The sequence below is a fragment of the Cedecea neteri genome, from assembly GCF_000758305.1.
Lineage (GTDB): Bacteria > Pseudomonadota > Gammaproteobacteria > Enterobacterales > Enterobacteriaceae > Cedecea > Cedecea neteri_C.
On record NZ_CP009458.1, the window covers coordinates 2,678,848 to 2,704,575 of the forward strand.

A 25,728-nucleotide genomic window follows, 5' to 3' on the forward strand; every position below is an offset into this window, starting at 1 on the left:
GCGTACTGACTTAGCTTAGTGCTTGTCGCCACCGCGCAGATAAATTACCCAGTATGTCAACCCAACCAGTAAACCTCCGCCGATGATGTTTCCGATGGTGACTGGAATCAGGTTATCGGTGATGAAGTTCAACACGGTCAGATGCGAGAAACTTTCCGGAGAAGACCCTACTGCGGTCCAGAATTCCGGGCTGGCAAAGTCACGAACCACGATAGCCATCGGGATCATGAACATATTTGCGATGCTGTGCTCAAAGCCGCTGGCAACAAACATGGCAACCGGAAGGATCATAGCAAACATTTTGTCCATCAGGCTGCGGCCGGAGTAGCTCATCCAGACGGCGAGACACACCATCAGATTTGCCAGGATGCCAAGGCAGACGGCCTCAACAAATGTGTGATGCATTTTATGGTCGGCAGTTTGCAGGACATTCAGCCCCCATGCGCCGTTGGCGGTCATATACATGCCAGACAGCCAGATCAGCAGCACAAAGAGTAGAGCACCGACCAGGTTACCGATGTAGACGTTAGCCCAGTTACGCAGTAGCTGGCCCCAGGTGATACGGCCGCTGGCTTTGGCAACGACAATCAGCACGGTGGAGGTAAAGAGGTCTGCACCGCAGATAACGCAAAGAATTAAACCTAATGAGAAGCATGTGCCGCCAATCAGCTTGGCGATTCCAAAAGGAATCGTGGATGTGCCGGTGGTGGCGGTGATGTAGAACACGAAGGCAATCGAAATGAAGACGCCGGCGGTAATCGCTAAGTAAAAGGTCGTTAGCGGTTGTTTCGTTGCTTTATAGACGCCAGCATCTTCGGCAATTTTCGCCATCGCTGGTGGAAGTACTAGATCAAAAGGGTTGTCAGCTTTCACACTAACTCTCTCTTATTTAATTCGGCGAGGAGATACTAACAAAGCATTATAGAGTAAAAATTGATGTGGATCATATCTCGCCAAGCTAATAGGCACTGAAAAAGCAGGTCTTTTCCTGTTTTTCATCTTATTTTATTGATTTTAAAAGAAAAAATAAATTTTAATTATTATAAATAAAATTGAATTTAGCTTCTCCCTTACGCGAGATTGGTTAATTATAATGGGGTATTTTTATATTTTGATAACATTATTACCGTTGTCAAAAAATAACCATTTACCTGAAGTTAACCAAAAAATTACATAATAAATTATTATTGTTGCAATAATAAAAAGGGGCGAAAAAAAGCGCCCCATAATATAGATCAGACAAGGTGCTGTGCGCACCTGGAAGTTGTCAGGAAATTACTTTACCTGCCAATATTTGGCTTTAGCACGCTGTAATTTTTCGTATGCGGCCAGCAGAGCCTGATGCGCCGGGAAAGCTTTCAAATCCTTATCCACTGGCTGCAGCCCGTAGAATGCAGCTTCACCGCTCATTGCCGCGCTGGCGGCATCCACGGCTTCAGCCCCGTACATACGCACGAATGCATTCAGGTATTGCAGAGGCTCGCGCTCTTCTTCCTGAGACAGCAGAAGCAGAGTTTGCAGGCAGCGGTAGTAGTTGGCACGTTCCGGGCTAAAGATAGAGGCGTTGAACTCCATGGTCCATTCGGTCCAGATCAGCGCCTGCTCAAGATCGCCGCCCGCTAGCGCCAGCATGGCTTTCAGCTCGCCAATGCGCAGCGTGTACCAGCCGTTATCTTTCCCGGTTGCCAGGCCCAGTAACTCACGCACGCGGGTGAAGTCATCATGGCCTTCATCGTCCAGTTGGGCAATCAGATCCAGGTAATCCTGCTGCTCCCATTCGCTGTCCGGCAGAGCAAGAATCGTTTCACGCAGGTGGCTGCCCATGCTGTTGTTGGCCAGCAGCAGGTCGTCGGCAGGGTAAATATCAGACATGCCCGGGACGATAATACGGCAGGCGTAGACGTCCAGATGCTCGTAGTCGGCGATATACACTTCTTGATCTTCCGACTTGAAGATAGCCATCAGTGTGGCGAACTCTTCTTCCGTTGTGCCTGCAAAGCTCCAGTCGGCGAACGGGTAGTCCGCATCCTGCTTGAACATATCCCAGGAAATCAGGCCGCTTGAATCGATGAAGTGTGTTTCCAGATTTGCGTGTTCAGCAACTTCTTCATCGTCGAAGCTTGGCGGCGTAAAGACATCCAGATCTTTCAGACCGCGCCCCTGGAGCAACTCGGTGACGGTACGTTCCAACGCAACGCCAAAATCAGGGTGTGCGCCGAATGAGGCGAAACAGGTTCCGTTGGCCGGGTTGAACAGTACGACGCAGATAACCGGGTACTTACCGCCCAGAGAACCGTCATACGCAAAAATAGGGAAGCCTTCAGCTTCAAGCTTTTTAATGGACTCCACGACGCCCGGATAGCGGGCCAGCACATCTTGTGGGATCTCTGGCAGGCTGATGCTTTCAGCGATGATGCGGTTTTTGATATGGCGTTCGAAGACTTCAGACAGGCCTTGTACCCGCGCTTCATTAGCGGTGTTGCCCGCAGACATGCCGTTGGAAACATACAGGTTACCAATGATGTTCATCGGGATATAAACGGTCTGCAGGTCTGACTGGCGGGTGAACGGCAGAGCGCAAATACCGCGCTCGTCATTCCCGGACTGCAGATCGATCAGCATCCCGGCGCCGACTTCGTTTTCCGGGTCGTAGAAAGCGCGCAGACGATCGTCGAGGATGCCTTCAGGCAGTTGGTCATCTTCCGGCAGCGGGAACCATTTCTCGTTCGGGTAATGCACGAACGGGCCGTTTGCAATCGTATCGCCCAGCCAGAAGTCAGCGAAGAAGTAGTTGGTCGACAGACGTTCAAAATATTCACCCAGCGCGGATGCCAGCGCCGCTTTTTTGGTCGCGCCTTTACCGTTGGTGAAGCACAGGGCGCTGTCTTTGTCACGGATATGCACTGACCAAACGTTTGGTACCGGGTTAAGCCAGGAGGCTTCTTCGATATTAAAACCGAGATCGGTCAGCTTTTTCTGGAAGCGAGCGATGGAGTCTTCCAGGGCGGCATCTTTGCCAGGGATAAATGTCTGGGTCATGGGGTTCACTTTAATGGTACGCAAAACGCGCAATGATACGGGTTTTACCGGGCAGACGCTATCTTCAGCCCGGTGCAGGCGACGCTAGCATAACAGGCTATGCCTGCTTACAGTAACTCGCTGTTATGGTAGTAAAATGACTGACCGTTATTGGGCATGTCCGTCATATCGCGTTACCGTCGGAAATCGGGCAATTTTTTCGCCTGCCGGAAGATTGTGTTGTGTGATTTTGCTCACATTGGTCTTCCGCGAGGGATTAACCGTTGCAACACTGCGCCGCTGAATGATAAAACCGATAATGTAATAAAAACTTATTGCTCGAGGCGTGGTGAGGGGAAATGACACAGGTATACAATTTTAGTTCTGGCCCGGCGATGCTGCCGGCTGAAGTACTTCGTCGTGCACAACAGGAGCTGTGCGACTGGCACGGTCTGGGCACTTCCGTAATGGAAATTAGCCACCGTGGTAAAGAGTTTATTCAGGTCGCTGAAGAGGCGGAAAAAGATTTTCGCGATCTGCTGCAAATCCCCTCCAACTATAAAGTTTTATTCTGCCACGGCGGCGGGCGCGGTCAGTTTGCAGGCGTGCCGCTGAATATTCTCGGTGACAAAACCACCGCCGACTACATTGACGGCGGCTACTGGGCAAATAGCGCAATTAAAGAAGCGAAAAAATACTGTCAGCCGGTTGCCCATGACGTAAAAATCACCGTGGACGGTAAGCGCGCTATCAAGCCGATGAGCGAATGGCAGGTGTCTGATAACAGCGCGTTTCTGCATTATTGCCCGAACGAGACAATTGACGGTATTTCGATAGACGAAACCCCTGATTTTGGTGATACCGTCGTTGCCGCTGATTTCTCTTCTACTATTCTGTCTCGCCCTATCGACGTCAGCCGTTTCGGTGTGATCTATGCAGGTGCACAGAAAAACATCGGCCCTGCGGGCCTGACGCTGGTCGTTGTTCGTGAGGATCTGCTGGGCAAAGCGCATAAAGCGTGCCCGTCGATTATCGATTACACCGTGCTGAACGACAATGACTCAATGTTTAACACGCCGCCGACTTTTGCCTGGTATCTGGCAGGCCTGGTCTTTAAATGGCTGAAAGAGCAGGGCGGCGTTGCCTCGATGGATCGTATCAATCAGGCCAAGGCTGAATTGCTGTACGGCGTGATTGATAACAGCGATTTCTATCGTAACGATGTTGCGGCTTCCAACCGCTCCCGCATGAACGTTCCGTTCCAGCTGGCGGATAGCGCGCTGGACAAAGTGTTCCTTGAGGAGTCTTTCGCTGCTGGCCTGCATTCTCTAAAAGGCCACCGCGTTGTCGGTGGCATGCGCGCGTCGATTTATAACGCGATGCCGCTTGATGGCGTCAAAGCGTTGACTGACTTCATGGTGGACTTCGAGCGTCGCCACGGTTAATTAATGTATTAGCACTTCGCCCCGCGGCCCGTCTGCGGGGTTTTTATTCTGTTTGAGTTGAGAGTATTTTTCCCATGCTGGAATCCCTGACGTTACAACCCATCGCGCTGGTCGACGGCACCATTAATCTGCCGGGTTCAAAAAGCGTGTCTAACCGTGCGCTGCTGCTGGCCGCTCTGGCCAATGGCACGACGGTGCTGACCAATCTGCTGGATAGCGATGATGTCCGCCATATGCTTAACGCGCTGAAAGCGCTGGGCGTGAGCTATACGCTTTCGGCGGATCGTACCCGTTGTGAAGTCACCGGCGTGGCCGGGCCTCTGCAGGCACAAGGTGAGCTGGAACTCTTTTTAGGGAATGCTGGTACCGCTATGCGTCCGCTGGCTGCAGCGTTGTGTCTGGGTAGTAACAATATTGTGCTGACCGGCGAGCCGCGCATGAAAGAGCGTCCAATCGGCCATCTTGTCGATGCGCTGCGCCAGGGCGGGGCGAACATTGAGTATCTTGAGCAAGAGAATTACCCGCCGCTGCGTCTGCGTGGTGGCTTTGGTGGCGGCAAGGTTGAAGTGGACGGCAGCGTATCCAGCCAGTTCCTGACCGCACTACTGATGACCGCGCCTCTGGCTGCACATGACACTGAAATCACCATTAAAGGTGAGTTGGTTTCCAAGCCTTATATCGATATCACGCTGCATCTGATGAAAACCTTCGGCGTGGAAGTTGAAAACCGTGACTATCGCAGCTTCCTGATTCGCGGTGCACAGCAGTATCAATCTCCAGGAGCATACCTCGTAGAAGGTGATGCATCCTCAGCTTCTTATTTCCTGGCCGCAGGGGCAATTAAAGGCGGTGTGGTAAAGGTCACCGGCATCGGGCGTAACAGCGTGCAGGGCGATATTCGCTTTGCTGATGTGCTTGAGAAAATGGGCGCAAAAGTGACCTGGGGCGATGACTTCATTAGCTGTGAACGTGGTGAACTAAACGCTATCGACATGGACATGAACCATATCCCGGATGCGGCAATGACTATCGCGACAGCGGCCCTGTTTGCTAAAGGCACGACCACGCTGCGCAATATCTATAACTGGCGTGTAAAAGAGACCGATCGTCTGAGCGCAATGGCGACGGAGTTACGGAAAGTTGGCGCAGAAGTTGAAGAGGGCGAAGACTATATTCGCGTTACGCCACCGGCTAAACTGACGTTTGCTGAGATTGGCACTTACAACGATCACCGTATGGCGATGTGTTTCTCGTTGGTGGCGTTGTCTGATACGCCAGTGACGATTCTTGATCCAGGCTGCACGGCGAAAACTTTCCCTGATTATTTCGAGCAGCTAGCACGCATCAGTACCCCAGCATAATGTTTGTAAAACCGCATCGCCTGATGCGGTTTTTCTTTCTCTCTACGATTCCTTACAACGCCCGTTGCGCAATTCTTCTACACTCAGCCTGATTCCCGTGGATATTTGCCTGGAAAGATAACAGTCCTGGCGGTTGCGGCGTATAATGCGCGGCGTTTACCACCCGCGAATCCAGCGATAGAGGAGAAAACGATGACGGCATCCGCCCCGGTAATAACGATTGATGGCCCAAGTGGCGCCGGTAAAGGCACGCTTTGTAAGGCCATGGCCGAAGCGCTGCAGTGGCATCTGCTGGACTCTGGTGCGATTTATCGCGTTCTGGCGCTCGCTGCGTTACATCACCATGTTGATGTGGCTTCCGAAGACGCCCTGGTGCCTCTTGCGGCCCACCTGGACGTTCGGTTTATTTCTACCGAAGGCAATCTGGAAGTGGTCCTGGAAGGGGAAGACGTTAGCGCTGAAATCCGCACTCAGGAAGTGGCAAATGCGGCTTCTCAGGTGGCGGCGTTCCCTCGCGTGCGGGAAGCCTTGCTGCGTCGTCAGCGTGCTTTCCGTGAAGCGCCGGGTCTGATTGCCGACGGGCGGGATATGGGAACCGTTGTATTCCCAGACGCGCCGGTGAAAATTTTCCTTGATGCCTCCTCTGAAGAGCGCGCCCACAGGCGCATGCTACAGTTGCAGGGGAAAGGCTTTAGTGTTAACTTTGAGCGCCTTTTGGCCGAGATAAAGGAACGCGACGATCGCGACCGCAATCGGTCTGTAGCGCCGTTAGTGCCTGCTGCCGATGCTTTAGTACTGGATTCAACCAGTATGAGCATTGAGCAAGTAATTGAAAAAGCGCTACAATACGCCCGCGAAAAGCTGGCGCTCGCTTGAGATAGCGACCCATTTTGTAGTACCCCCGCTGCAACGGAGTGTGAGCGGGTATGTAAAACAACCCCATCCGGCATGACGCCAGATGGACGTTAATCTAACTTTTGAAGATTAAACATGACTGAATCTTTTGCTCAACTATTTGAAGAATCCCTTAAAACAATCGAAACCCGTCCGGGTTCCATCGTTCGTGGCGTTGTTGTTGCTATCGACAAAGACGTCGTTCTGGTTGATGCGGGCCTGAAATCTGAATCTGCAATCCCTGCAGAGCAGTTCAAAAACGCAGCTGGCGAACTGGAAATTCAGGTTGGCGACGAAGTTGACGTTGCGCTGGACGCAGTAGAAGACGGCTTCGGTGAAACCCTGCTGTCCCGTGAGAAAGCTAAACGTCACGAAGCTTGGATCACGCTGGAAAAAGCTTACGAAGAAGCTGAAACTGTGGTCGGTGTTATCAACGGCAAAGTTAAAGGTGGCTTCACTGTTGAGCTGAACGGTATTCGTGCGTTCCTGCCAGGTTCCTTGGTTGACGTTCGTCCAGTTCGTGACACTCTGCACCTCGAAGGCAAAGAGCTTGAGTTCAAAGTGATCAAGCTGGACCAGAAACGCAACAACGTTGTTGTTTCCCGTCGTGCGGTTATCGAGTCTGAGAACAGCGCAGAGCGCGATCAGCTGCTCGAAAACCTGCAAGAAGGCATGGAAGTTAAAGGTATCGTTAAGAACCTCACTGACTACGGTGCATTCGTTGACCTGGGTGGCGTTGATGGCCTGCTGCACATCACCGATATGGCATGGAAACGCGTTAAGCATCCAAGCGAAATCGTGAACGTTGGCGACGAAATCACTGTTAAAGTGCTGAAGTTCGACCGCGAACGTACCCGTGTTTCCCTCGGCCTGAAACAGCTGGGCGAAGATCCATGGGTAGCTATCGCTAAGCGTTATCCAGAAGGTACCAAACTGACTGGTCGCGTGACCAACCTGACCGACTACGGCTGCTTCGTTGAAATCGAAGAAGGCGTTGAAGGCTTGGTTCACGTTTCCGAAATGGATTGGACCAACAAAAACATCCACCCATCCAAAGTTGTTAACGTTGGTGATGTAGTGGAAGTTATGGTTCTGGATATCGACGAAGAACGTCGTCGTATCTCCCTGGGTCTGAAGCAGTGCAAAAACAACCCATGGCAGCAGTTCGCTGAGACCCACAACAAAGGCGATCGCGTTGAAGGTAAAATCAAGTCTATCACTGACTTCGGTATCTTCATCGGCCTGGACGGCGGCATCGACGGCCTGGTTCACCTGTCTGACATCTCCTGGAACGTTGCAGGCGAAGAAGCAGTACGTGAATACAAAAAAGGCGACGAAATTGCAGCCGTTGTTCTGCAGGTTGACGCAGAGCGTGAGCGTATCTCCCTGGGCGTTAAACAGCTCGCAGAAGATCCGTTCAACAACTACGTTGCGCTGAACAAGAAAGGTACTATCGTTACTGGTAAAGTAACGGCAGTTGACGCGAAAGGTGCTACAGTTGAATTAGCAGATGGCGTAGAAGGCTACCTGCGTGCTTCTGAAGCTTCCCGTGACCGCGTTGAAGATGCAACTCTGGTTCTGAACGTTGGCGACGATGTTGAAGCTAAATTCACCGGCGTTGATCGTAAAAACCGTGTTGTGAGCCTGTCTGTTCGTGCTAAAGACGAAGCTGACGAGAAAGATGCAATTGCGACTGTTAACAACAAACAGGAAGAAGGCAACTTCTCTAACGCAATGGCTGAAGCATTCAAAGCAGCTAAAGGCGAGTAATCGTCCGAGCGTTGTATCCCGGCTTCTGCCAGGGTATAAAATCAGGGCGGCTTCGGCCGCCCTTGTTCGATTGATAGCTGTAAGCTAATTTTCCTGAAAGGAAACCGGAGGAATCATGACCAAGTCAGAATTGATCGAAAGACTTGCAACCCAGCAATCTCACATCCCTGCGAAAGCAGTAGAAGATGCGGTGAAGGAAATGCTGGAGCATATGGCCTCTACGCTCGCCGAGGGTGAACGTATTGAAATCCGGGGTTTCGGCAGTTTCTCCTTACACTATCGCGCTCCTCGCACCGGACGTAACCCAAAAACCGGCGACAAAGTGGATCTGGAAGGCAAATACGTTCCACACTTTAAGCCAGGCAAAGAGTTGCGTGACCGCGCCAATATTTACGGCTAATTCCTTAGAGTTAGCAAAAATGGCACCTCAAATGAGGTGCCATTTTTTTTACTGATTTTACTATTTTGCGAGCGCCTTCCCGCAGGCTAACGCAACATTGTGAAGTCAGGCTCAGTGCACCCCATCCCATCACGTATTTCCCCGATCGCTTTCTGATTTAATCTCAAGATTCCCGCACACTGCCTGCACCAAGGAGGTGGATGTGTTTTCTATTCCTGCCGTTGCTGGCGCCGTTCTGATTAGCGCTTTTCCATTGCTATGGTTGCCTGTTATCCCGGAGCAAAAGAGTATTTTGCTACTTCTGGCGGCTACGCTGGTACTGGCAAGCATTTTAGGCCGTATCGCCTGGATCCGTTATCTGGTGTTGTGTCTTTTGTTATTAATCTGGAACCTGCTGAGTGCGCGGCAAATGCTGGATATGTTCTCTGAATTCGGGGAGAAACCGCTGACCGTGCAGGTGAAAATTATGAGAAGTGATGGCGAAAAACGGCATGAACTGCGAATAGTCAAACGGGATGATCGTTACCTGTTTCCTGCTCCAGGTGTTGTGTTGCAAAACAGCGTATTGCCAGAGCCCGTTTGTGAAGGGCAAACGTGGTTAATGACGCTACGTCTTCGCCCGGTGCATGGGCGTCTTAATGAGGGCATTTTTGACGGGCAGCGCTATGCGCTTTCGCAGATGCTGCCGTTTAGTGGCAGAGTATTGAAGGCAAACTTACTATCAGATAGCTGCAATATTAGAGGCAAATGGCTCCAGCAAGCTCAACATGCCACTGCACATCTCCCATGGCAGGGAGTGCTTATCGCGCTGGGTTTTGGGGAGCGAATAGATGTCAGCGCAGACGTCAAAAAAATCATGCGTGACACCGGCACAGCGCATCTGATGGCTATTTCTGGGCTGCATATTGCGTTAGCCGGTGGGATTGGCTGGCTGTTCGCCCGGGCTGTGCAATTTTGTCTACCCGCCTCGATGATAGGGTTTCGTTTCCCTTTATTGATGAGCTTTAGCGTTGCGCTCTTTTACACCTGGCTATCGGGGATGAATCCGCCAGCGGTCAGAACCCAGGTTGGGATGGGCATTTGGGCAATACTACGTTTGAGCGGCAGAAAGTGGTCATCCTGGGATGTGTTGTTGTGTTGTGTCGCGGGCATCGTGTTTAGTGAACCGATGACGATTTTGTCTGAAAGTCTTTGGCTTTCCGCGCTTGCGGTCTGTGGGCTTATTTTTTGGTACCAGTGGGTGCCGCTGCCACGTATGACGGTAAATCGTTGGCTCCGGCCTTTTACCGATCTGCTTTATTTGCAAATTGGAATCACGTTACTGCTTATCCCACTGCAGGTGGTCCTCTTTCATGGCATCAGTTTGACTTCGTTGGCCGCTAATCTCTTCGCTGTGCCGTGGATTACCTTCGTTAGCGTCCCCTTAATTTTAGCCGGCATGGCGCTCGGAGAAGTCCCTGTCACTGGCGAGGTGCTTTGGACACTGGCCGATAAATCACTTGGGGGGGTATTCGGGTTATTGGCTGGGTTGCCGGAAGGGTGGAAAGAACTCGATCGCCGTTATCAATTTCTGTCGTTCATTGCCTGGTGGGCCATAGTGATATGGCGATTCGGTTTTTGGCGAAGCTCTTCCGCTACGGCTGCGGCAGTGTTGCTTATGATGACGCTTCCCTTTTGGCGTAAGCCGGGGGCCAATAGCTGGGCCGTCCATATGCTTGATGTCGGGCATGGGCTTGCCATGGTGATTGAGCGTGAAGGGAAAGCGTTACTCTACGACACGGGCAACGCATGGCCTGGGGGAGACGCGGCTAAAACCGTGATTATTCCCTGGTTAAAATGGCGAAACCTTCAGCCAGAGCACGTCATTATTAGCCATGAGCACCTTGATCATATCGGCGGATTGAAAAGTCTTAAGCAGCAGTGGCCTGCCTTAAATATTCGTAGCCCTTTGCGCTGGGAGGGACATGAGCCTTGCTTTCGTGGTCAACAATGGGCATGGCAAGAGATTCAATTCGATGTGCTGTGGCCACCCGAAGAGTATGAGGGGAGCAGCAACAATCGCTCTTGTGTGGTTAAAGTTAGTCACGGAGGATTCAGCCTTTTGCTTACGGGGGACCTGGAGGCAAATGCAGAATTGGCTATGCTGAGAAAACGGTGGCAAACGCTAGAAGCCAATATCTTGCAGGTACCTCATCACGGGAGCCGCACGTCGTCCAGCGGCCCTTTACTGAGAGCCATTTCAGGCAGCGTGGCGTTGGCTTCTGCTTCCAGGTTCAACGCCTGGCGTTTACCGTCTTCAACAATTATCAATCGTTACCGGCAATACGGTTATCAGTGGCATGACACGGCTCAATCAGGGCAGCTGACAATTGAAATAAAGGGTGATAAATGGCAAATCTCTGGCTTCAGAGAACAAATATTGCCCCGTTGGTATCATCAGTGGTTTGGCGTCACCCGAGATAATGGGTAGAATATGCGGCTATTTCATAAAAGGCTGGTTCGACTTAATGCAGAACGATAAAGATCTCTCCACATGGCAGACTTTCCGCCGGCTCTGGCCGATGATTTCCCCCTTTAGAACGGGTCTGATTGTGGCTGGGATAGCGTTAATCCTTAATGCGGCGAGTGATACCTATATGCTTTCGCTGCTTAAACCATTACTGGATGATGGTTTTGGTAAAACGGACTCTTCTGTACTGCTATGGATGCCTCTGGCGGTGATTGCGTTGATGCTACTGCGCGGCGTGACCAGCTATGTTTCAAGCTACTGTATTTCATGGGTGTCTGGCATGGTGGTCATGAACATGCGCCGTCGCCTGTTCAGCCACATGATGGGGATGCCGGTTTCATTTTTCGACCAGCAGTCTACCGGAACGTTACTCTCCCGTATTACCTATGACTCTGAGCAGGTTGCCTCCTCCTCCTCTGGCGCACTGATCACCGTTGTTCGTGAAGGGGCATCAATTATTGGCCTGTTTGTACTGATGTTCTGGTACAGCTGGCAGCTTTCAGTGATCCTGATTGTGTTAGCACCCATTGTGTCTTTTGCTATTCGCTTTGTTTCTAAGCGCTTCCGTAATATCAGCAAAAACATGCAGAACACCATGGGGCAGGTGACGACCAGCGCAGAGCAGATGCTGAAGGGGCACAAAGAAGTGCTTATTTTCGGTGGCCAGCAGGTAGAGACCGATCGTTTTGACAAGGTCAGTAACCGCATGCGTAATCAGGGGATGAAGCTGGTTTCAGCCTCTTCTATCTCCGATCCGATTATTCAGCTCATTGCTTCCCTGGCGTTGGCCTTTGTGCTTTATGCCGCCAGCTTCCCAAGCGTTATGGAAACCCTGACTGCCGGTACCATTACCGTGGTGTTCTCCTCGATGATTGCGCTAATGCGTCCGCTTAAGTCACTGACTAACGTCAACGCTCAATTCCAGCGCGGGATGGCAGCATGCCAAACGTTGTTCTCTATCCTTGACTCGGAGCAGGAAAAGGACGAGGGCAAGCTCGTTATCGAACGTTCTAAGGGTGATGTTGAATTCCGCAACGTGACCTTCACCTATCCAGGCCGTGATGTTCCTGCTCTGCGTAACATCAATCTGACCATTCCTGCCGGAAAAACCGTTGCGCTGGTAGGGCGCTCAGGTTCGGGTAAATCGACTATTGCCAGTCTGATCACGCGTTTCTACGAGCAGCAGGAAGGTGAAATCCTCATTGACGGGCATGATGTACGTGAATACACCCTTGCATCTCTGCGCAATCAGGTGGGGCTGGTGTCCCAAAATGTTCATCTCTTTAACGATACCGTAGCGAATAATATTGCCTACGCTCGTACCGGCGAGTATTCCCGTGAGGATATCGAAAAGGCCGCGCGTATGGCCTATGCGATGGACTTCATCAGCAAAATGGACAACGGGTTGGATACCATGATCGGTGAGAATGGTGTGCTCCTCTCCGGCGGCCAGCGTCAGCGTATAGCCATTGCTCGTGCACTGCTGCGTGACAGCCCAATCCTGGTTCTGGATGAGGCAACTTCTGCGCTCGACACGGAATCAGAGCGTGCTATTCAATCCGCTTTGGATGAACTGCAAAAAAACCGTACATCACTGGTGATTGCTCACCGTCTGTCGACGATTGAGCAGGCTGATGAAATCGTGGTGGTAGAAGATGGCCGCATTGTCGAGCGCGGGCCTCACCTGGAGCTGCTGGCCCATCGCGGCGTCTATGCCCAGCTACATAAGATGCAATTCGGCGAATGATAGAGCGTATCTGGTCGGGAAAATCACCTCTCTACCTGCTGCTGTTGCCGCTTTCCTGGCTTTATGGCCTGGTGAGCGGCGTTATTCGCCTGTCTTACCGTCTTGGTCTGCGTGCCACATGGCGTGCCCCTGTGCCTGTGGTGGTGGTTGGAAACCTGACGGCGGGGGGAAACGGGAAAACGCCTGTTGTTATCTGGCTTGTGGAGCAGCTCCAGCAGCGCGGTGTGCGAGTTGGCGTTGTGTCCCGGGGCTACGGCGGGAAAGCCGCTGCTTATCCTTTGCTGCTTGACGCAAAAACCACGTCCTCGGAAGCAGGAGACGAACCGGTACTTATTTTTCAACGTACCGGAGCCCCCGTTGCCGTTGCCCCAAAACGCAGCGAGGCTGTAAAAGCCCTCATCGCAGCTGAAGCTCCGCAAATCATTATTACCGATGATGGCCTGCAGCATTACGCCCTGGCGCGTGATAAAGAAATTGTTGTTATTGATGGTGCCCGCCGATTCGGTAATGGCTGGTGGTTGCCTGCCGGGCCAATGCGCGAAAGAGCGGGGCGTCTACGCAGCGTGGACGCGGTCATCGTAAACGGTGGGGAGCCTCAGGCTGGCGAAATCGCCATGCGCCTGAAGCCAGGTTTCGCCATTAACGTACTCACGGGTGAACGTCGCCCGGTAACAGATTTTACTGACGTGGTGGCAATGGCCGGGATTGGTCATCCACCGCGTTTCTTTGCCACGCTGGAGCAGTGCGGTATTGTGCCGGTTAAAACTGTTGCACTGGCCGATCATCAGGCCATTACCGAGCAGGACATGTCAGCTATCGCGACGGCGGAACAAGTCGTACTAATGACGGAAAAAGATGCCGTAAAATGCCGTGCGTTTGCTGGGGGCCATACAAACTGGTGGTATCTGCCTGTAGATGCGCAGCTCGATTCACCTCTCGCGGAAACGCTCCTCAAGCAATTACTGGCGCTGGTGCGTTAATCTCTGCGGCACCGGTTATTCGTTCGTTGATTACAGGTGTGCCATGGCCGTTTCACAACTTTCATTACGAGCAGCCCGAAATCTTCACCTTGCAGCCCAGGGGTTACTTCAAAAACCTCGCCGTCGTGCACGTCCCTCTGACGTCACCGACGCGATATCCCGCATGTCGTTGCTGCAAATTGACACCATTAATATTGTTGCCCGCAGCCCTTACCTGGTCTTGTTCAGCCGCCTTGGGCAGTATGAATCTGGCTGGCTTGATAGTGCCCTGGCGAGCGGAGAACTAATCGAATACTGGGCGCATGAAGCCTGTTTTTTGCCGAAAAAAGATTTTGCGCTCATTCGCCACCGGATGCTGAGCCCTGAAAACATGGGCTGGAAATATCGGCCTGAATGGATGAAGGAGCATGCGGAAGATATCGGCCAGCTGCTCGCTTATATCAAAGACAATGGCCCCGTCCGCTCCGCTGATTTTGAGCATCCACGCAAAGGCGCGAGCGGCTGGTGGGAATGGAAGCCTCAGAAAAAACATCTTGAGGGGTTATTTACCGCCGGGCAGGTGATGGTGACGGAGCGGCGTAATTTCCAACGAGTATATGATTTAACCCATCGCGTTATGCCGCAGTGGAACGATGCCCAGCATCTGATTGAGCAGCCCGAGGCTGAGCTACTCATGTTGGAAAACAGCGCCCGTAGCCTGGGGATCTTTCGTCCGGAATGGCTCGCTGATTACTACCGACTGAAAAACATTGCGTTAAAACCCCTGATAGAAAGCTGGCTTTCATCGGGGAACGTCATTCGCGTCCAGGTCGATAAACTGGGCGATATGCTGTTGCATCATTCGCTGCTCCCGCTGCTTGAAAAAGCGCAACAAAATCAGCTTAACGCGACCCACAGCGCTGTGCTCTCACCGTTTGACCCGGTCGTTTGGGATCGCCGCAGAGCAGAAGTGTTGTTTAACTTTTCCTATCGGCTGGAATGCTATACCCCGGCGGAAAAGCGCCGCTATGGTTATTTTGTTTTGCCACTACTGCACAAAGGGACTCTCGTTGGCAGGATAGATGCAAAAATGCATCGCAAGCTGGGGCAACTGGAGGTGATAAGCCTCTATCTGGAAGAGGGTGTAAAAGTCACCGAGGCTTTGCAGGAAGGGCTTCGAGGCGCATTGACAGAATTTGCTCGCTGGCAATCCGCCACGCATCTTACCCTGGGTATTTTGCCTGCCGAACTAAGAGAAAACTGGGGCGATGGTTGGGAAATGGCCCCGGCTGGCTAGTCATTTATGCTATTCTGGTGCCGTTGATGGCACTCATCTGGAGTAATTATGGAAAGTCGTTTACTTGAAATCATTGCCTGCCCGGTTTGTAACGGCAAGCTCTACTATAATCAGGAAAAGCAAGAGCTTATCTGCAAGCCTGATGGCCTGGCCTTCCCGCTGCGTGACGGTATTCCGGTTCTGCTGGAAAGTGAAGCACGTACGCTGACTTCAGACGAGACCAATCCATGAGTTTTGTCGCCATTATTCCAGCGCGATATGCGTCTACGCGTCTGCCGGGTAAGCCTTTAAAAGAGATTAACGGCAAAGCAATGGTTCTGCATGTTCTGGACCGTGCACGTGAATCCGGCGCTGAGCGTATCATCGTCGCGACCGATCACCCGGAAGTTGCGCGCGTCGTCGAGGCTGCGGGCGGAGAAGTTTGCCTGACCAGCCCCGATCATCAGTCCGGTACCGAACGCCTGGCGGAAGTGATTGAGAAATGTGGCTTCAGTGACGACACGGTAATCGTGAACGTACAGGGCGATGAGCCAATGATCCCACCGGTGATTATTCAGCAGGTTGCTAACAACGTTGCGAACAGTAAAGCCGGCATGGCGACCCTCGCAGTTCCCATTGAATCAGCGGAAGAAGCGTTTAATCCGAATGCGGTAAAAGTGGTCATGGATGCGCAGGGTTATGCGCTCTATTTCTCTCGCGCCACTATTCCGTGGGATCGCGAGCGTTTTGCCGCTTCACGTGAAGAGATTGGCGATACCTTCCTGCGCCATATCGGCATCTATGGCTATCGTGCTGGCTTCATCCGCCGCTACGTCAGCTGGGCACCGAGCCAGCTCGAGCAAATCGAAATGCTTGAGCAGCTTCGCGTCTTGTGGAACGGCGAAAAAATTCACGTTGCCGTGGCGAAAGCCATCCCAAGTATCGGTGTGGACACTCCGGAAGATCTTGAGCGCGTCCGTCTCGCAATGCGTTAATTCACCTGCAGCGTGAAGAATAAAACCGGCTAACCAGGCCGGTTTTTCTTTTTCTGAAACCCAATTGATCTGGAGTGGTGACAACTTCGCCTGGTGCGCTCATTATTAAATCAACAGTATTACCAGGGGAAATCGGTATGGAATTGCTGCGTAAGGAGCTAAGTCACCTGCTGGGTGAGAAATTAAGCCGTATTGAGTGCATCAGCGAACATGCGGAAACGGCGCTTTGGTCGCTCTATGACAGCGGCGGTCATGCGATGCCGCTGCTTGCAAAAAGCTTTACCTCGCCGGGCCTGGCGACGCAGTTGGCCTGGAAAATGTCGATGCTGGCGCGTTCAGGCACAGTCCGCATGCCGGTGGTCTACGGCGTGCTGACTCATGAAGAACATCCAGGCCCGGACGTTTTGCTAATGGAGCGCCTGCGAGGGGTTCCCGGTGAAGCGCCGACCCGCACCCCAAACCGCTGGGAGCAGCTCAAAGACCAGATTGTGGAGGGGCTGTTAGCCTGGCATCGAGTGGATAGCAGCGGCTGTGTGGGGAACGTCGACAGCACTCAGGAAAATATCTGGCCGCATTGGTACCGGCAGCGGGTTGAAGTGCTCTGGACTACGCTCAACCAGTACCAGAACACCGGGTTAACAATGCAGGACAAACGCATTTTGTTCCGCACTCGCGAATGTTTGCCGCGTATGTTTGAAGACTTCAGCGATAACTGCGTGCTTATCCACGGCAATTTTTCCCTTCGCAGTATGCTAAAGGATTCCCGAAGCGATCAATTGCTGGCAATGGTTAACCCCGGGGTTATGCTTTGGGCACCACGAGAATATGAGCTGTTTCGTCTGGCTGAGCCCGGCCAGGCCGAAAGTCTACTTTGGCATTATTTACAGCGTGCTCCGGTCGCCGAATCTTTCCTCTGGCGGCGCTGGCTATATGTGCTGTGGGATGAGGTTGCGCAGTTGCTGCAAACCGGCCGCTTGAACAGGCCGGTTTTTGACAATGCCTCTAAGTCATTGCTGCCCTGGCTCTCCTGAAGGGCTCTTCAGCCACTGCCACAGGCGCCCGAGGGTTTCATAGCCTACGCGTTCACTGTGCATCAGCCACACCGGGTCGGGGATAGCCTTTTCCCACGGGTTTAGCGGAGAGGTTATCGCCAACTGATTAGCCGGGGCGGGAAGAGGATTCAGCCCGGCCCGGGTAAAGAAGATCATCGCCCGTGGCAGGTGTGAAGCTGACGTCACCAGAATAAACGGCTGCTGGCCTATCAGCTTCGCGACGGCATGTGCTTCCTCTTCTGTGTCTTTTGGCGAGTCCAGCGTAATGATGTCGTCTCTGGCAACACCGAGGCTTTCCGCAACCCTGGCGCCCGCTTCCGCGGTACTGACGGAGTTTGTCATCGCTCTGGCTCCGGTAAAGATAAGTTTTGCCCCCGGATTGAGCTGTTTCAGACGAATCGCTTCGGCGAGCCGCGGTAAACTGTTATCGATCAGATTTGAGCTGGGGGCCCAGTCCGGGTTCCAGGTATAACCGCCCCCCAGCACAACGATGTAGCGAGCGTTGTCCCCGTGCTGACGAGTGGCGTAAGTGTCCTCGATAGGCTTTAGCATCCAGTCCGCGACGGGCTGCAGGCTAATCAGAAAAAGCACCAGCCAGCTGGCCGTAAGTAACCCTTTGGCTGTTTTTTGCCAGCGGGTAAACCACAGCAGCGCCAGAGCCACGCCCATGGTTAACAGCAGGAATGGTAGGGGAAGCAGCAGACCACCAATGATTTTTTTCAGTATAAAAAGCATGAAATTCGGATCCTTTTTAACCATCCAGCAGGTAAACCCCCGTGATATTACACCAGATGGGTTCATTCTCGCCCCGCCTGTGCCAAAATAGCGGTTTTGTCAGATGACCTCTTTTGCCACGGAGCTGTACCCATGGGTGACCGCAATTTTGACGATATTGCCGAGAAGTTTTCGCACAATATCTATGGCACAACCAAAGGCCAGTTGCGGCAGGCGATTCTCTGGCAGGATCTGGATGCTTTCCTGGCAACACAGCCCGCAACCCTAAAGGTGTTGGATGCCGGTGGTGGGGAGGGGCAAACGGCTACCCGTTTTGCTGAACGGGGTCACGAAGTCGTGCTTTGTGATGTCTCCGCCGAAATGATTGCACGTGCAAAAATACTCGCTCAGGAGAAAGGTGTGAGCGACAACATGCATTTTGTACAATCTGCCGCTCAGGATATGGCTCAACATTTGGAAAGCCCGGTTGATCTGATATTGTTTCATGCGGTGCTTGAATGGGTCACCGATCCTCAGGCCGTGCTAAAAGCGCTTTGGGATTGTTTGCGTCCCGGCGGCACTTTGTCGCTAATGTTCTACAATGCAAACGGCCTGCTGATGCGAAACATGTTTGTCGGAAACTTCGAATATGTACTGCAGGGGATGAAAAAAAATAAGCGCAAAACCCTTTCGCCCGACAATCCGCTGCAGCCAGAACAGGTTTACCACTGGCTGGAGCAAATTGGCTGGCAAATTACCGGTAAAACCGGCGTGCGGGTGTTTCACGATTACCTGCGAGATAAACACAAACAACGAGATGGTTTTGACGATTTGCTGACGCTGGAGACGCGTTATTGTCGGCAGGAGCCGTTTATCAGTCTCGGCCGCTATATTCACGTAACCGCGTTTAAGCCGCAGAGCCAAGGATAAATTATGAGTGATTTTTCCCAGACAGTGCCTGAACTGGTTGCCTGGGCCAGGAAAAATGATTTTTCGATCTCGCTACCTACGGAGCGCCTGACGTTTTTGCTGGCCGTGGCCACCTTAAACGGCGAGCGTCTTGATGGCGAGCTGAGCGAGGGAGAGCTGATTGATGCTTTTCGTCACGTCAGCGATGGTTTTGAGCAAACGAGCGAAACCATCAACGTGCGCGCTAACAACGCCATCAATGATATGGTTCGTCAGCGTTTGCTAAATCGCTTTGTAAGTGAGCTAACCGAAGGCAATGCCATTTATCGCCTGACGCCTCTGGGGATTGGCATCACTGACTACTACATTCGCCAGCGTGAGTTTTCCACGCTGCGTCTGTCTATGCAGCTTTCTATTGTTGCGGGCGAACTTAAGCGCGCAGCTGATGCGGCCGATGAAGGTGGCGATGAGTTCCACTGGCATCGCAATGTTTATGCGCCGCTGAAGTATTCCGTGGCGGAGATTTTCGACAGTATCGATCTCACCCAGCGCATCATGGATGAGCAGCAGCAGCAGGTAAAAGATGACATTGCCCAACTGCTGAACAAAGACTGGCGAGCGGCGATTTCAAGCTGTGAGTTGCTGCTGTCAGAGACATCCGGCACGCTACGTGAACTGCAGGATACGCTCGAAGCCGCAGGGGATAAGTTGCAGGCCAACCTGCTGCGCGTTCAGGATTCAACGCTGGGCCGCGACGATCTTCACTTTGTAGACCGCCTGGTGTTCGACCTGCAAAGCAAACTCGATCGCATTATCAGCTGGGGCCAGCAGGCTATTGACCTGTGGATTGGCTACGACCGCCACGTGCATAAATTTATCCGTACCGCTATCGATATGGATAAAAACCGTGTCTTTGCTCAGCGTCTGCGTCAGTCGGTGCAAAGCTACTTCGATGCGCCATGGGCGCTGACCTACTCCAGCGCCGATCGCCTGCTGGATATGCGTGACGAAGAGATGGCGCTGCGGGATGAAGAGGTCACCGGCGAGTTGCCAAGTGAGCTCGAGTTTGAAGAATTTAACGAAATTCGCGAACAGCTGGCGGCGCTGATTGAAGCGGCGCTGCAGGTCTACAAAACCCAACAAGCTCCTCTTGATTTGGGCGTTGTGGTACGTGACTACCTCGTGCAATACCCGCGCGCGCGTCACTTCGACGTGGCGCGTATTGTTGTAGACCAGGCGGTACGTCTGGGCGTAGCGGAAGCGGATTTCACAGGATTGCCTGCCAAGTGGCAAACCATTAACGATTACGGAGCCAAGGTACAGGCGCATGTCATCAACAAATATTGAACAAGTGATGCCGGTTAAACTGGCACAGGCGCTGGCCAACCCTCTTTTTCCTGCGCTCGACAGCCAGCTGCGCGCCGGGCGTCATATTGGCCTCGAGGAACTGGACAACCACGCCTTTTTGATGGATTTCCAGGAATATCTGGAAGAGTTTTACGCGCGTTATAACGTTGAGCTGATTCGTGCGCCGGAAGGATTTTTCTATCTGCGTCCACGTTCCACTACGCTAATCCCGCGCTCAGTGCTTTCCGAGCTGGATATGATGGTGGGAAAAATCCTGTGCTACCTCTATCTCAGCCCGGAACGACTGGCCAACGAAGGGATCTTCACCCAGCAGGAACTTTACGACGAGCTGCTAACGCTAGCGGATGAAAACAAGCTGCTGAAGCTGGTGAACAACCGCTCCACCGGGTCCGACCTTGATCGCCAAAAGCTGCAGGAGAAAGTGCGTGCTTCACTGACGCGCCTGCGCCGCCTCGGCATGATCTGGTTTATGGGGCATGACAGCAGCAAATTCCGCATCACAGAATCAGTCTTCCGCTTCGGTGCTGATGTGCGTACCGGCGATGACCCGCGTGAAGCTCAGCTGCGCATGATTCGCGACGGTGAAGCCATGGCGGTCGAAAGCCGCCTGCAGCTCAATGATGAGAGCGATGAATCGCAACCAGGACTGGATAACGCGGAGGATGAACAGGAATGATTGAACGCGGAAAATTTCGCTCGCTGACGCTGGTTAACTGGAACGGTTTCTTCGCACGCACCTTCGATCTCGACGAACTCGTCACTACGCTTTCCGGCGGTAACGGGGCGGGTAAATCCACCACCATGGCGGCCTTCGTCACGGCGCTTATCCCGGATTTAACCCTGCTGCACTTCCGTAATACCACGGAGGCCGGTGCTACCTCAGGCTCTCGCGATAAAGGTCTTCACGGTAAGCTGAAAGCGGGTGTGTGTTACTCCACGCTGGACGTCATCAACTCGCGCCATCAGCGCGTTGTGGTGGGGGTTCGCCTGCAGCAGGTCGCCGGGCGCGACCGTAAAGTCGATATTAAACCGTTTGCTATTCAGGGCTTGCCGACCTCTATTCAGCCGACGCAGTTACTGACTGAAACGCTGAACGAGCGTCAGGCTCGCGTACTCAGCCTGCAGGAACTGAAAGATAAAGTTGAAGCCATTGAAGGCGTACAGTTCAAGCAGTTCAACTCCATCACCGACTACCACTCGTTGATGTTCGATCTGGGTATTGTGGCTCGTCGTCTGCGCAGCGCCGCAGACCGTAGCAAATACTATCGCCTGATTGAAGCCTCGCTGTACGGCGGTATTTCCAGCGCGATCACCCGTTCCCTGCGTGATTACCTGCTGCCTGAAAACGGCGGCGTGCGTAAAGCCTTCCAGGATATGGAAGCAGCGCTGCGTGAAAACCGCATGACGCTGGAAGCGATTCGCGTCACCCAGTCCGACCGTGATTTGTTTAAGCACTTAATCTCGGAAGCGACTGACTACGTGGCGGCGGACTATATGCGTCACGCCAACGAACGCCGTATCCACCTGGATAAAGCGCTGGAATTTCGTCGCGAGCTGCTTATCAGCCGGCAACAACTGGCCGCCGAACAATATAAGCACGTTGATATGGCGCGCGAGCTGGGCGAGCACAGCGGTGCGGAAGGCGATCTGGAAACGGATTACCAGGCCGCAAGCGATCATCTGAACCTGGTGCAAACGGCGATTCGCCAGCAGGAAAAGATCGAGCGCTACGAAGCGGACCTCGACGAGCTGCAAATTCGTCTTGAAGAGCAAAATGAGATCGTTGCCGAAGCGCACGAGCAGCAGGAAGAAAATGAGGCCCGGGCCGAAGCCGCCGAGCTGGAAGTGGATGAGCTGAAAAGTCAGCTTGCCGATTACCAGCAGGCGCTGGACGTGCAGCAGACCCGCGCGATTCAGTATCAGCAGGCGCTACAGGCGCTGGAGCGTGCTCGAGAGCTTTGCCACCTGCCAGATTTAACCGCAGATAGCGCCGATGAATGGCTGGACACTTTCAAAGCGAAAGAGATCGAGGCAACCGACAAGCTATTGTCGCTCGAGCAGAAAATGAGCGTCGCTCAGGCGGCGCATAGCCAGTTCGAACATGCTTACCAGCTGGTGACGGCGATCAGTGGCCCGGTGAGTCGCAGCGAAGCCTGGGACACCGCGCGTGAATTACTGCGCGACAGCAGCAACCAGCGCCATCTGGCCGAACAGGTCCAGCCGCTGCGTATGCGTCTCAACGAGCTGGAACAACGCCTGCGCGAACAGCAGGAAGCTGAGCGTTTGCTCGCTGACTTCTGTAAACGCCAGGGCAAACAGTTCGATCCGGAAGAGCTCGAAGCGCTGCATGAGGAGCTGGAAGAGCGAATCGGCGCGCTGCAGCAAACCGTTTCTGATGCAAGCGAGCAGCGTATGGCGCTGCGTCAGGAGCTGGAACAGATTCAGGCCAGCATCAAAACGCTGAACCTGCGCGCGCCAAGATGGATTGCGGCGCAAACCAGCCTGACTCAGCTGTGCGAGCAAAGCGGGGAGCAGTTCGAAGCCAGCCAGCAGGTAACTGAGTACATGCAGCAACTGCTGGAGCGCGAGCGCGAATCCACCGTTGAGCGTGACGAAGTCGGGGCGCGTAAGCGTGCCGTAGATGACGAAATCGAACGTCTCAGCCAGCCTGGCGGTGCCGAAGACCCGCGCCTCAACGCGCTGGCCGAGCGTTTTGGCGGTGTGCTGCTGTCTGAAATTTATGACGACATCGGCCTTGAAGACGCTCCGTACTTCTCCGCGCTGTACGGCCCGTCCCGCCATGCCATTGTGGTGCCGGATCTTTCTCTGGTGCGTGAGCAACTGGAGAATCTGGACGATTGCCCTGAAGACCTGTACCTGATTGAAGGGGACCCGTCTTCGTTCGATGACAGCGTCTTCACCGTTGAAGAGATGGGTACGGCAGTGCTCGTCAAAACCGCTGAACGCCAGTGGCGCTATTCACGTTTGCCAGAACTGCCGCTGTTTGGCCGCGCCGCGCGTGAAAACCGCCTTGAAGCCCTGCATAACGAACGTGAGTCACTGGCCGAGCGCTTCGCGACGCTTTCTTTCGATGTGCAGAAAAACCAGCGTCTGCACCAATCGTTTAGCCGCTTTATCGGCCAGCACCTGGGCGTAGCCTTTGAAGACGATCCTGAGGCGGAAATTCGCCACCTCAATAGCCGTCGCGGCGAGATTGAGCGGGCGATCAATAACCACGAAAATGATACTCAGCAGCAGCGTCAGCAGTTTGAGCAGGCGAAAGAGGGCGTGGCCCAGCTTAACCGCCTGCTGCCGCGCATTAGCCTGCTGAATGACGAAACGCTGGCCGATCGCTGCGATGAAATCCAGGAGCGCCTGGATGAAGCCGAAGAGTCAGCTCGCTTTATTCACCAGCACGGCAACCAGTTGATCAAGCTGGAAGGTGTTGCCAACGTGCTGCAGAGCGACCCTGAACAGTTTGAACAGCTCAAAGACGACTATGCTCATGCGCAGCAAATACAGCGTGATGCCCGTCAGCGCGCGTTTGCGCTGACCGAAGTCGTGCAGCGTCGCGCCCACTTCAGCTATAGCGATTCTGCCGCCATGCTGGACGGTAATAGCGACCTGAACGAGAAACTGCGTCAGCGTCTGGAACAGGCTGAAATAGAGCGGACGCGTTCCCGTGAAGCCCTGCGTCAGCATGCTCAGCAGTTAGGCCAGTACAGCCAGTTGATGGCGTCGCTGAAAAGCTCGTTTGATACCAAGAAAGAGTTGCTGACCGATCTGCATAAAGAGCTGCAGGATATTGGGGTTCGCGCGGATACCGGTGCAGAGGAAAGAGCGCGTGCACGTCGCGATGAGCTGCATACCGCGCTCAGCAACAACCGCTCTCGCCGTAATCAGCTTGAGAAACAGCTGACTTACTGCGAAGCAGAGATGAACAACCTGACACGCAAACTGAAGCAGCTGGAGCGTAATTACTTCGAAATGCGCGAGCAGGTTGTGACGGCTAAAGCAGGCTGGTGCGCAGTCATGCGTATGGTGAAAGATAACGGCGTTGAACGCCGTCTCCACCGTCGTGAACTGGCTTACCTTTCCGGGGACGATCTGCGTTCCATGTCGGATAAGGCGTTGGGTGCGCTGCGCCTGGCGGTGGCTGACAATGAACATCTGCGCGATGTACTTCGTCTATCGGAAGATCCGAAACGCCCTGAACGTAAGATTCAGTTCTTCGTCGCGGTTTATCAGCATCTGCGCGAGCGTATTCGCCAGGACATCATCCGTACTGACGATCCGGTTGAGGCCATCGAGCAGATGGAAATTGAGCTGGGCCGCCTGACAGAAGAGCTGACGTCACGCGAGCAGAAGCTGGCGATCAGCTCCCGCAGCGTGGCGAACATCATTCGCAAGACGATTCAGCGTGAGCAGAACCGTATTCGCATGCTCAACCAGGGCCTGCAAAGTGTCTCCTTCGGTCAGGTGAAGAGCGTTCGTCTGAACGTCAACGTGCGTGAGGCTCACGCGACGCTGTTGAACGTACTTTCCGAGCAGCACGAGCAGCATCAGGATCTGTTTAACAGCAATCGCCTGACCTTCTCAGAAGCACTGGCGAAGCTTTATCAGCGTCTGAACCCGCAAATCGACATGGGGCAGCGCACGCCGCAGACCATCGGCGAAGAGCTGTTGGATTATCGTAACTACCTGGAAATGGAAGTTGAGGTAAACCGTGGTTCGGACGGCTGGTTGCGTGCAGAGAGTGGGGCGCTATCCACCGGGGAAGCTATCGGGACCGGGATGTCTATCCTGGTGATGGTTGTTCAGAGCTGGGAAGATGAATCGCAGCGCCTGCGTGGGAAAGACATTTCCCCTTGTCGCCTGCTGTTCCTTGACGAAGCGGCGCGACTGGATGCCAAGTCCATCGCCACGCTGTTTGAGCTGTGTGAACGCCTGGAAATGCAATTAATTATTGCGGCTCCAGAAAACATCAGCCCGGAAAAAGGGACCACCTATAAGCTGGTGCGTAAGGTCTTCCAGAACAGCGAGCACGTTCACGTTGTTGGCCTGCGTGGCTTTGCGGCCCCGGCGCTGCCAGAGCCGCAGCAAGGTTCGGAAACGGCGGACGCCTCGTAAACTACCGAGGCGGGATGCGAAATTACCAAGCGGGCTACGGCCCGCTTTTTCTTTGTCGCGAACAGTCTTAATCTTTAATTTTCTTTACATTTTGTCAGGCAAATGGTTTTTACTGTTTATATACTAGTGGTGAATACTTCCCGCCTTTGACGGTGAGCACAGTAAAAAAACAGGGGGCAAG

Annotated in this window: 19 protein-coding genes; 16 read left to right on the top strand and 3 right to left on the bottom strand. The window is 53.3% G+C overall.

Features of this window, described 5'->3' with window-relative positions:
• Window positions 1–15 precede the first annotated feature (15 nt).
• Window positions 16–873: a formate transporter FocA gene (gene focA, locus LH23_RS12550; protein WP_039291494.1), complete on the bottom strand. Its 858-nt coding sequence runs from the start codon at window positions 871–873 to the stop codon at window positions 16–18.
• A 402-nt stretch (window positions 874–1,275) separates the two neighbouring features.
• Window positions 1,276–3,039: a 30S ribosomal protein S12 methylthiotransferase accessory factor YcaO gene (gene ycaO, locus LH23_RS12555; protein ID WP_039296630.1), complete on the bottom strand. Its 1,764-nt coding sequence runs from the start codon at window positions 3,037–3,039 to the stop codon at window positions 1,276–1,278.
• A 338-nt stretch (window positions 3,040–3,377) separates the two neighbouring features.
• Between ycaO and serC the strand changes: the two genes are divergently transcribed.
• From serC to LH23_RS12615, 12 genes are all read left to right on the top strand, one after another.
• Window positions 3,378–4,463, top strand: a complete 1,086-nt coding sequence (gene serC / locus LH23_RS12560; protein ID WP_039291499.1) for a 3-phosphoserine/phosphohydroxythreonine transaminase — start codon at window positions 3,378–3,380, stop codon at window positions 4,461–4,463.
• 77 nt (window positions 4,464–4,540) lie between these two features.
• The gene (gene aroA / locus LH23_RS12565; RefSeq protein WP_039296633.1) at window positions 4,541–5,824 is read left to right on the top strand and encodes a 3-phosphoshikimate 1-carboxyvinyltransferase; all 1,284 of its coding nucleotides are present in this window, start codon (window positions 4,541–4,543) and stop codon (window positions 5,822–5,824) included.
• Window positions 5,825–6,016: 192 nt separating this feature from the next.
• Complete coding sequence (gene cmk / locus LH23_RS12570; protein WP_039291501.1) at window positions 6,017–6,700, top strand: (d)CMP kinase; 684 nt, start codon at window positions 6,017–6,019, stop codon at window positions 6,698–6,700.
• A 114-nt stretch (window positions 6,701–6,814) separates the two neighbouring features.
• Complete coding sequence (rpsA, locus tag LH23_RS12575) at window positions 6,815–8,488, top strand: 30S ribosomal protein S1 (RefSeq protein ID WP_008461180.1); 1,674 nt, start codon at window positions 6,815–6,817, stop codon at window positions 8,486–8,488.
• Between the two features lie 115 nt (window positions 8,489–8,603).
• Complete coding sequence (gene ihfB / locus LH23_RS12580) at window positions 8,604–8,888, top strand: integration host factor subunit beta (protein WP_008461182.1); 285 nt, start codon at window positions 8,604–8,606, stop codon at window positions 8,886–8,888.
• A gap of 202 nt (window positions 8,889–9,090) precedes the next feature.
• Window positions 9,091–11,358 carry a ComEC family protein gene (locus LH23_RS12585; protein ID WP_039291504.1) on the top strand — a complete coding sequence of 756 codons (2,268 nt, stop codon included), beginning with the start codon at window positions 9,091–9,093 and terminating at the stop codon, window positions 11,356–11,358.
• 37 nt (window positions 11,359–11,395) lie between these two features.
• On the top strand, window positions 11,396–13,144 hold the full coding sequence (gene msbA / locus LH23_RS12590; protein ID WP_039291506.1) for a lipid A ABC transporter ATP-binding protein/permease MsbA: 1,749 nt from the start codon (window positions 11,396–11,398) through the stop codon (window positions 13,142–13,144).
• Window positions 13,141–14,124, top strand: a complete 984-nt coding sequence (gene lpxK / locus LH23_RS12595; protein ID WP_039291508.1) for a tetraacyldisaccharide 4'-kinase — start codon at window positions 13,141–13,143, stop codon at window positions 14,122–14,124. The genes msbA and lpxK overlap by 4 nt, the downstream gene beginning before the upstream one ends.
• A gap of 43 nt (window positions 14,125–14,167) precedes the next feature.
• Window positions 14,168–15,400, top strand: coding sequence for a winged helix-turn-helix domain-containing protein (locus LH23_RS12600; protein WP_039291510.1), 1,233 nt, complete (start codon window positions 14,168–14,170; stop codon window positions 15,398–15,400).
• 48 nt (window positions 15,401–15,448) lie between these two features.
• Window positions 15,449–15,631, top strand: coding sequence for a protein YcaR (ycaR, locus tag LH23_RS12605; protein WP_039291513.1), 183 nt, complete (start codon window positions 15,449–15,451; stop codon window positions 15,629–15,631).
• Entirely contained in the window at window positions 15,628–16,374 is a 747-nt protein-coding gene (kdsB, locus tag LH23_RS12610) for a 3-deoxy-manno-octulosonate cytidylyltransferase (RefSeq protein ID WP_008461192.1), read from the top strand. Before ycaR ends, kdsB begins: the two co-directional genes overlap by 4 nt.
• Before the next feature lie 137 nt (window positions 16,375–16,511).
• Window positions 16,512–17,405, top strand: coding sequence for a YcbJ family phosphotransferase (locus LH23_RS12615; RefSeq protein WP_039291516.1), 894 nt, complete (start codon window positions 16,512–16,514; stop codon window positions 17,403–17,405).
• Here LH23_RS12615 and elyC read toward each other — a convergent pair.
• On the bottom strand, window positions 17,382–18,161 hold the full coding sequence (elyC, locus tag LH23_RS12620) for an envelope biogenesis factor ElyC (protein WP_039291519.1): 780 nt from the start codon (window positions 18,159–18,161) through the stop codon (window positions 17,382–17,384). The genes LH23_RS12615 and elyC overlap by 24 nt on opposite strands.
• A 132-nt stretch (window positions 18,162–18,293) precedes the next feature.
• On the opposite strand from elyC, the gene cmoM reads away from it, so the two are divergent.
• The 4 genes from cmoM to mukB are packed head-to-tail and all read left to right on the top strand — an operon-like array spanning window position 18,294 to window position 25,547.
• A complete protein-coding gene (cmoM, locus tag LH23_RS12625; RefSeq protein ID WP_039291521.1) occupies window positions 18,294–19,070 on the top strand; it encodes a tRNA uridine 5-oxyacetic acid(34) methyltransferase CmoM in 777 nt (258 codons plus the stop codon).
• Between the two features lie 3 nt (window positions 19,071–19,073).
• The gene (gene mukF, locus LH23_RS12630) at window positions 19,074–20,396 is read left to right on the top strand and encodes a chromosome partition protein MukF (protein WP_039291524.1); all 1,323 of its coding nucleotides are present in this window, start codon (window positions 19,074–19,076) and stop codon (window positions 20,394–20,396) included.
• Complete coding sequence (gene mukE, locus LH23_RS12635) at window positions 20,377–21,093, top strand: chromosome partition protein MukE (RefSeq protein ID WP_039291526.1); 717 nt, start codon at window positions 20,377–20,379, stop codon at window positions 21,091–21,093. The genes mukF and mukE overlap by 20 nt, the downstream gene beginning before the upstream one ends.
• Window positions 21,090–25,547, top strand: coding sequence for a chromosome partition protein MukB (gene mukB, locus LH23_RS12640; RefSeq protein WP_039291529.1), 4,458 nt, complete (start codon window positions 21,090–21,092; stop codon window positions 25,545–25,547). Before mukE ends, mukB begins: the two co-directional genes overlap by 4 nt.
• The last annotated feature ends 181 nt before the right edge of the window (window positions 25,548–25,728 follow it).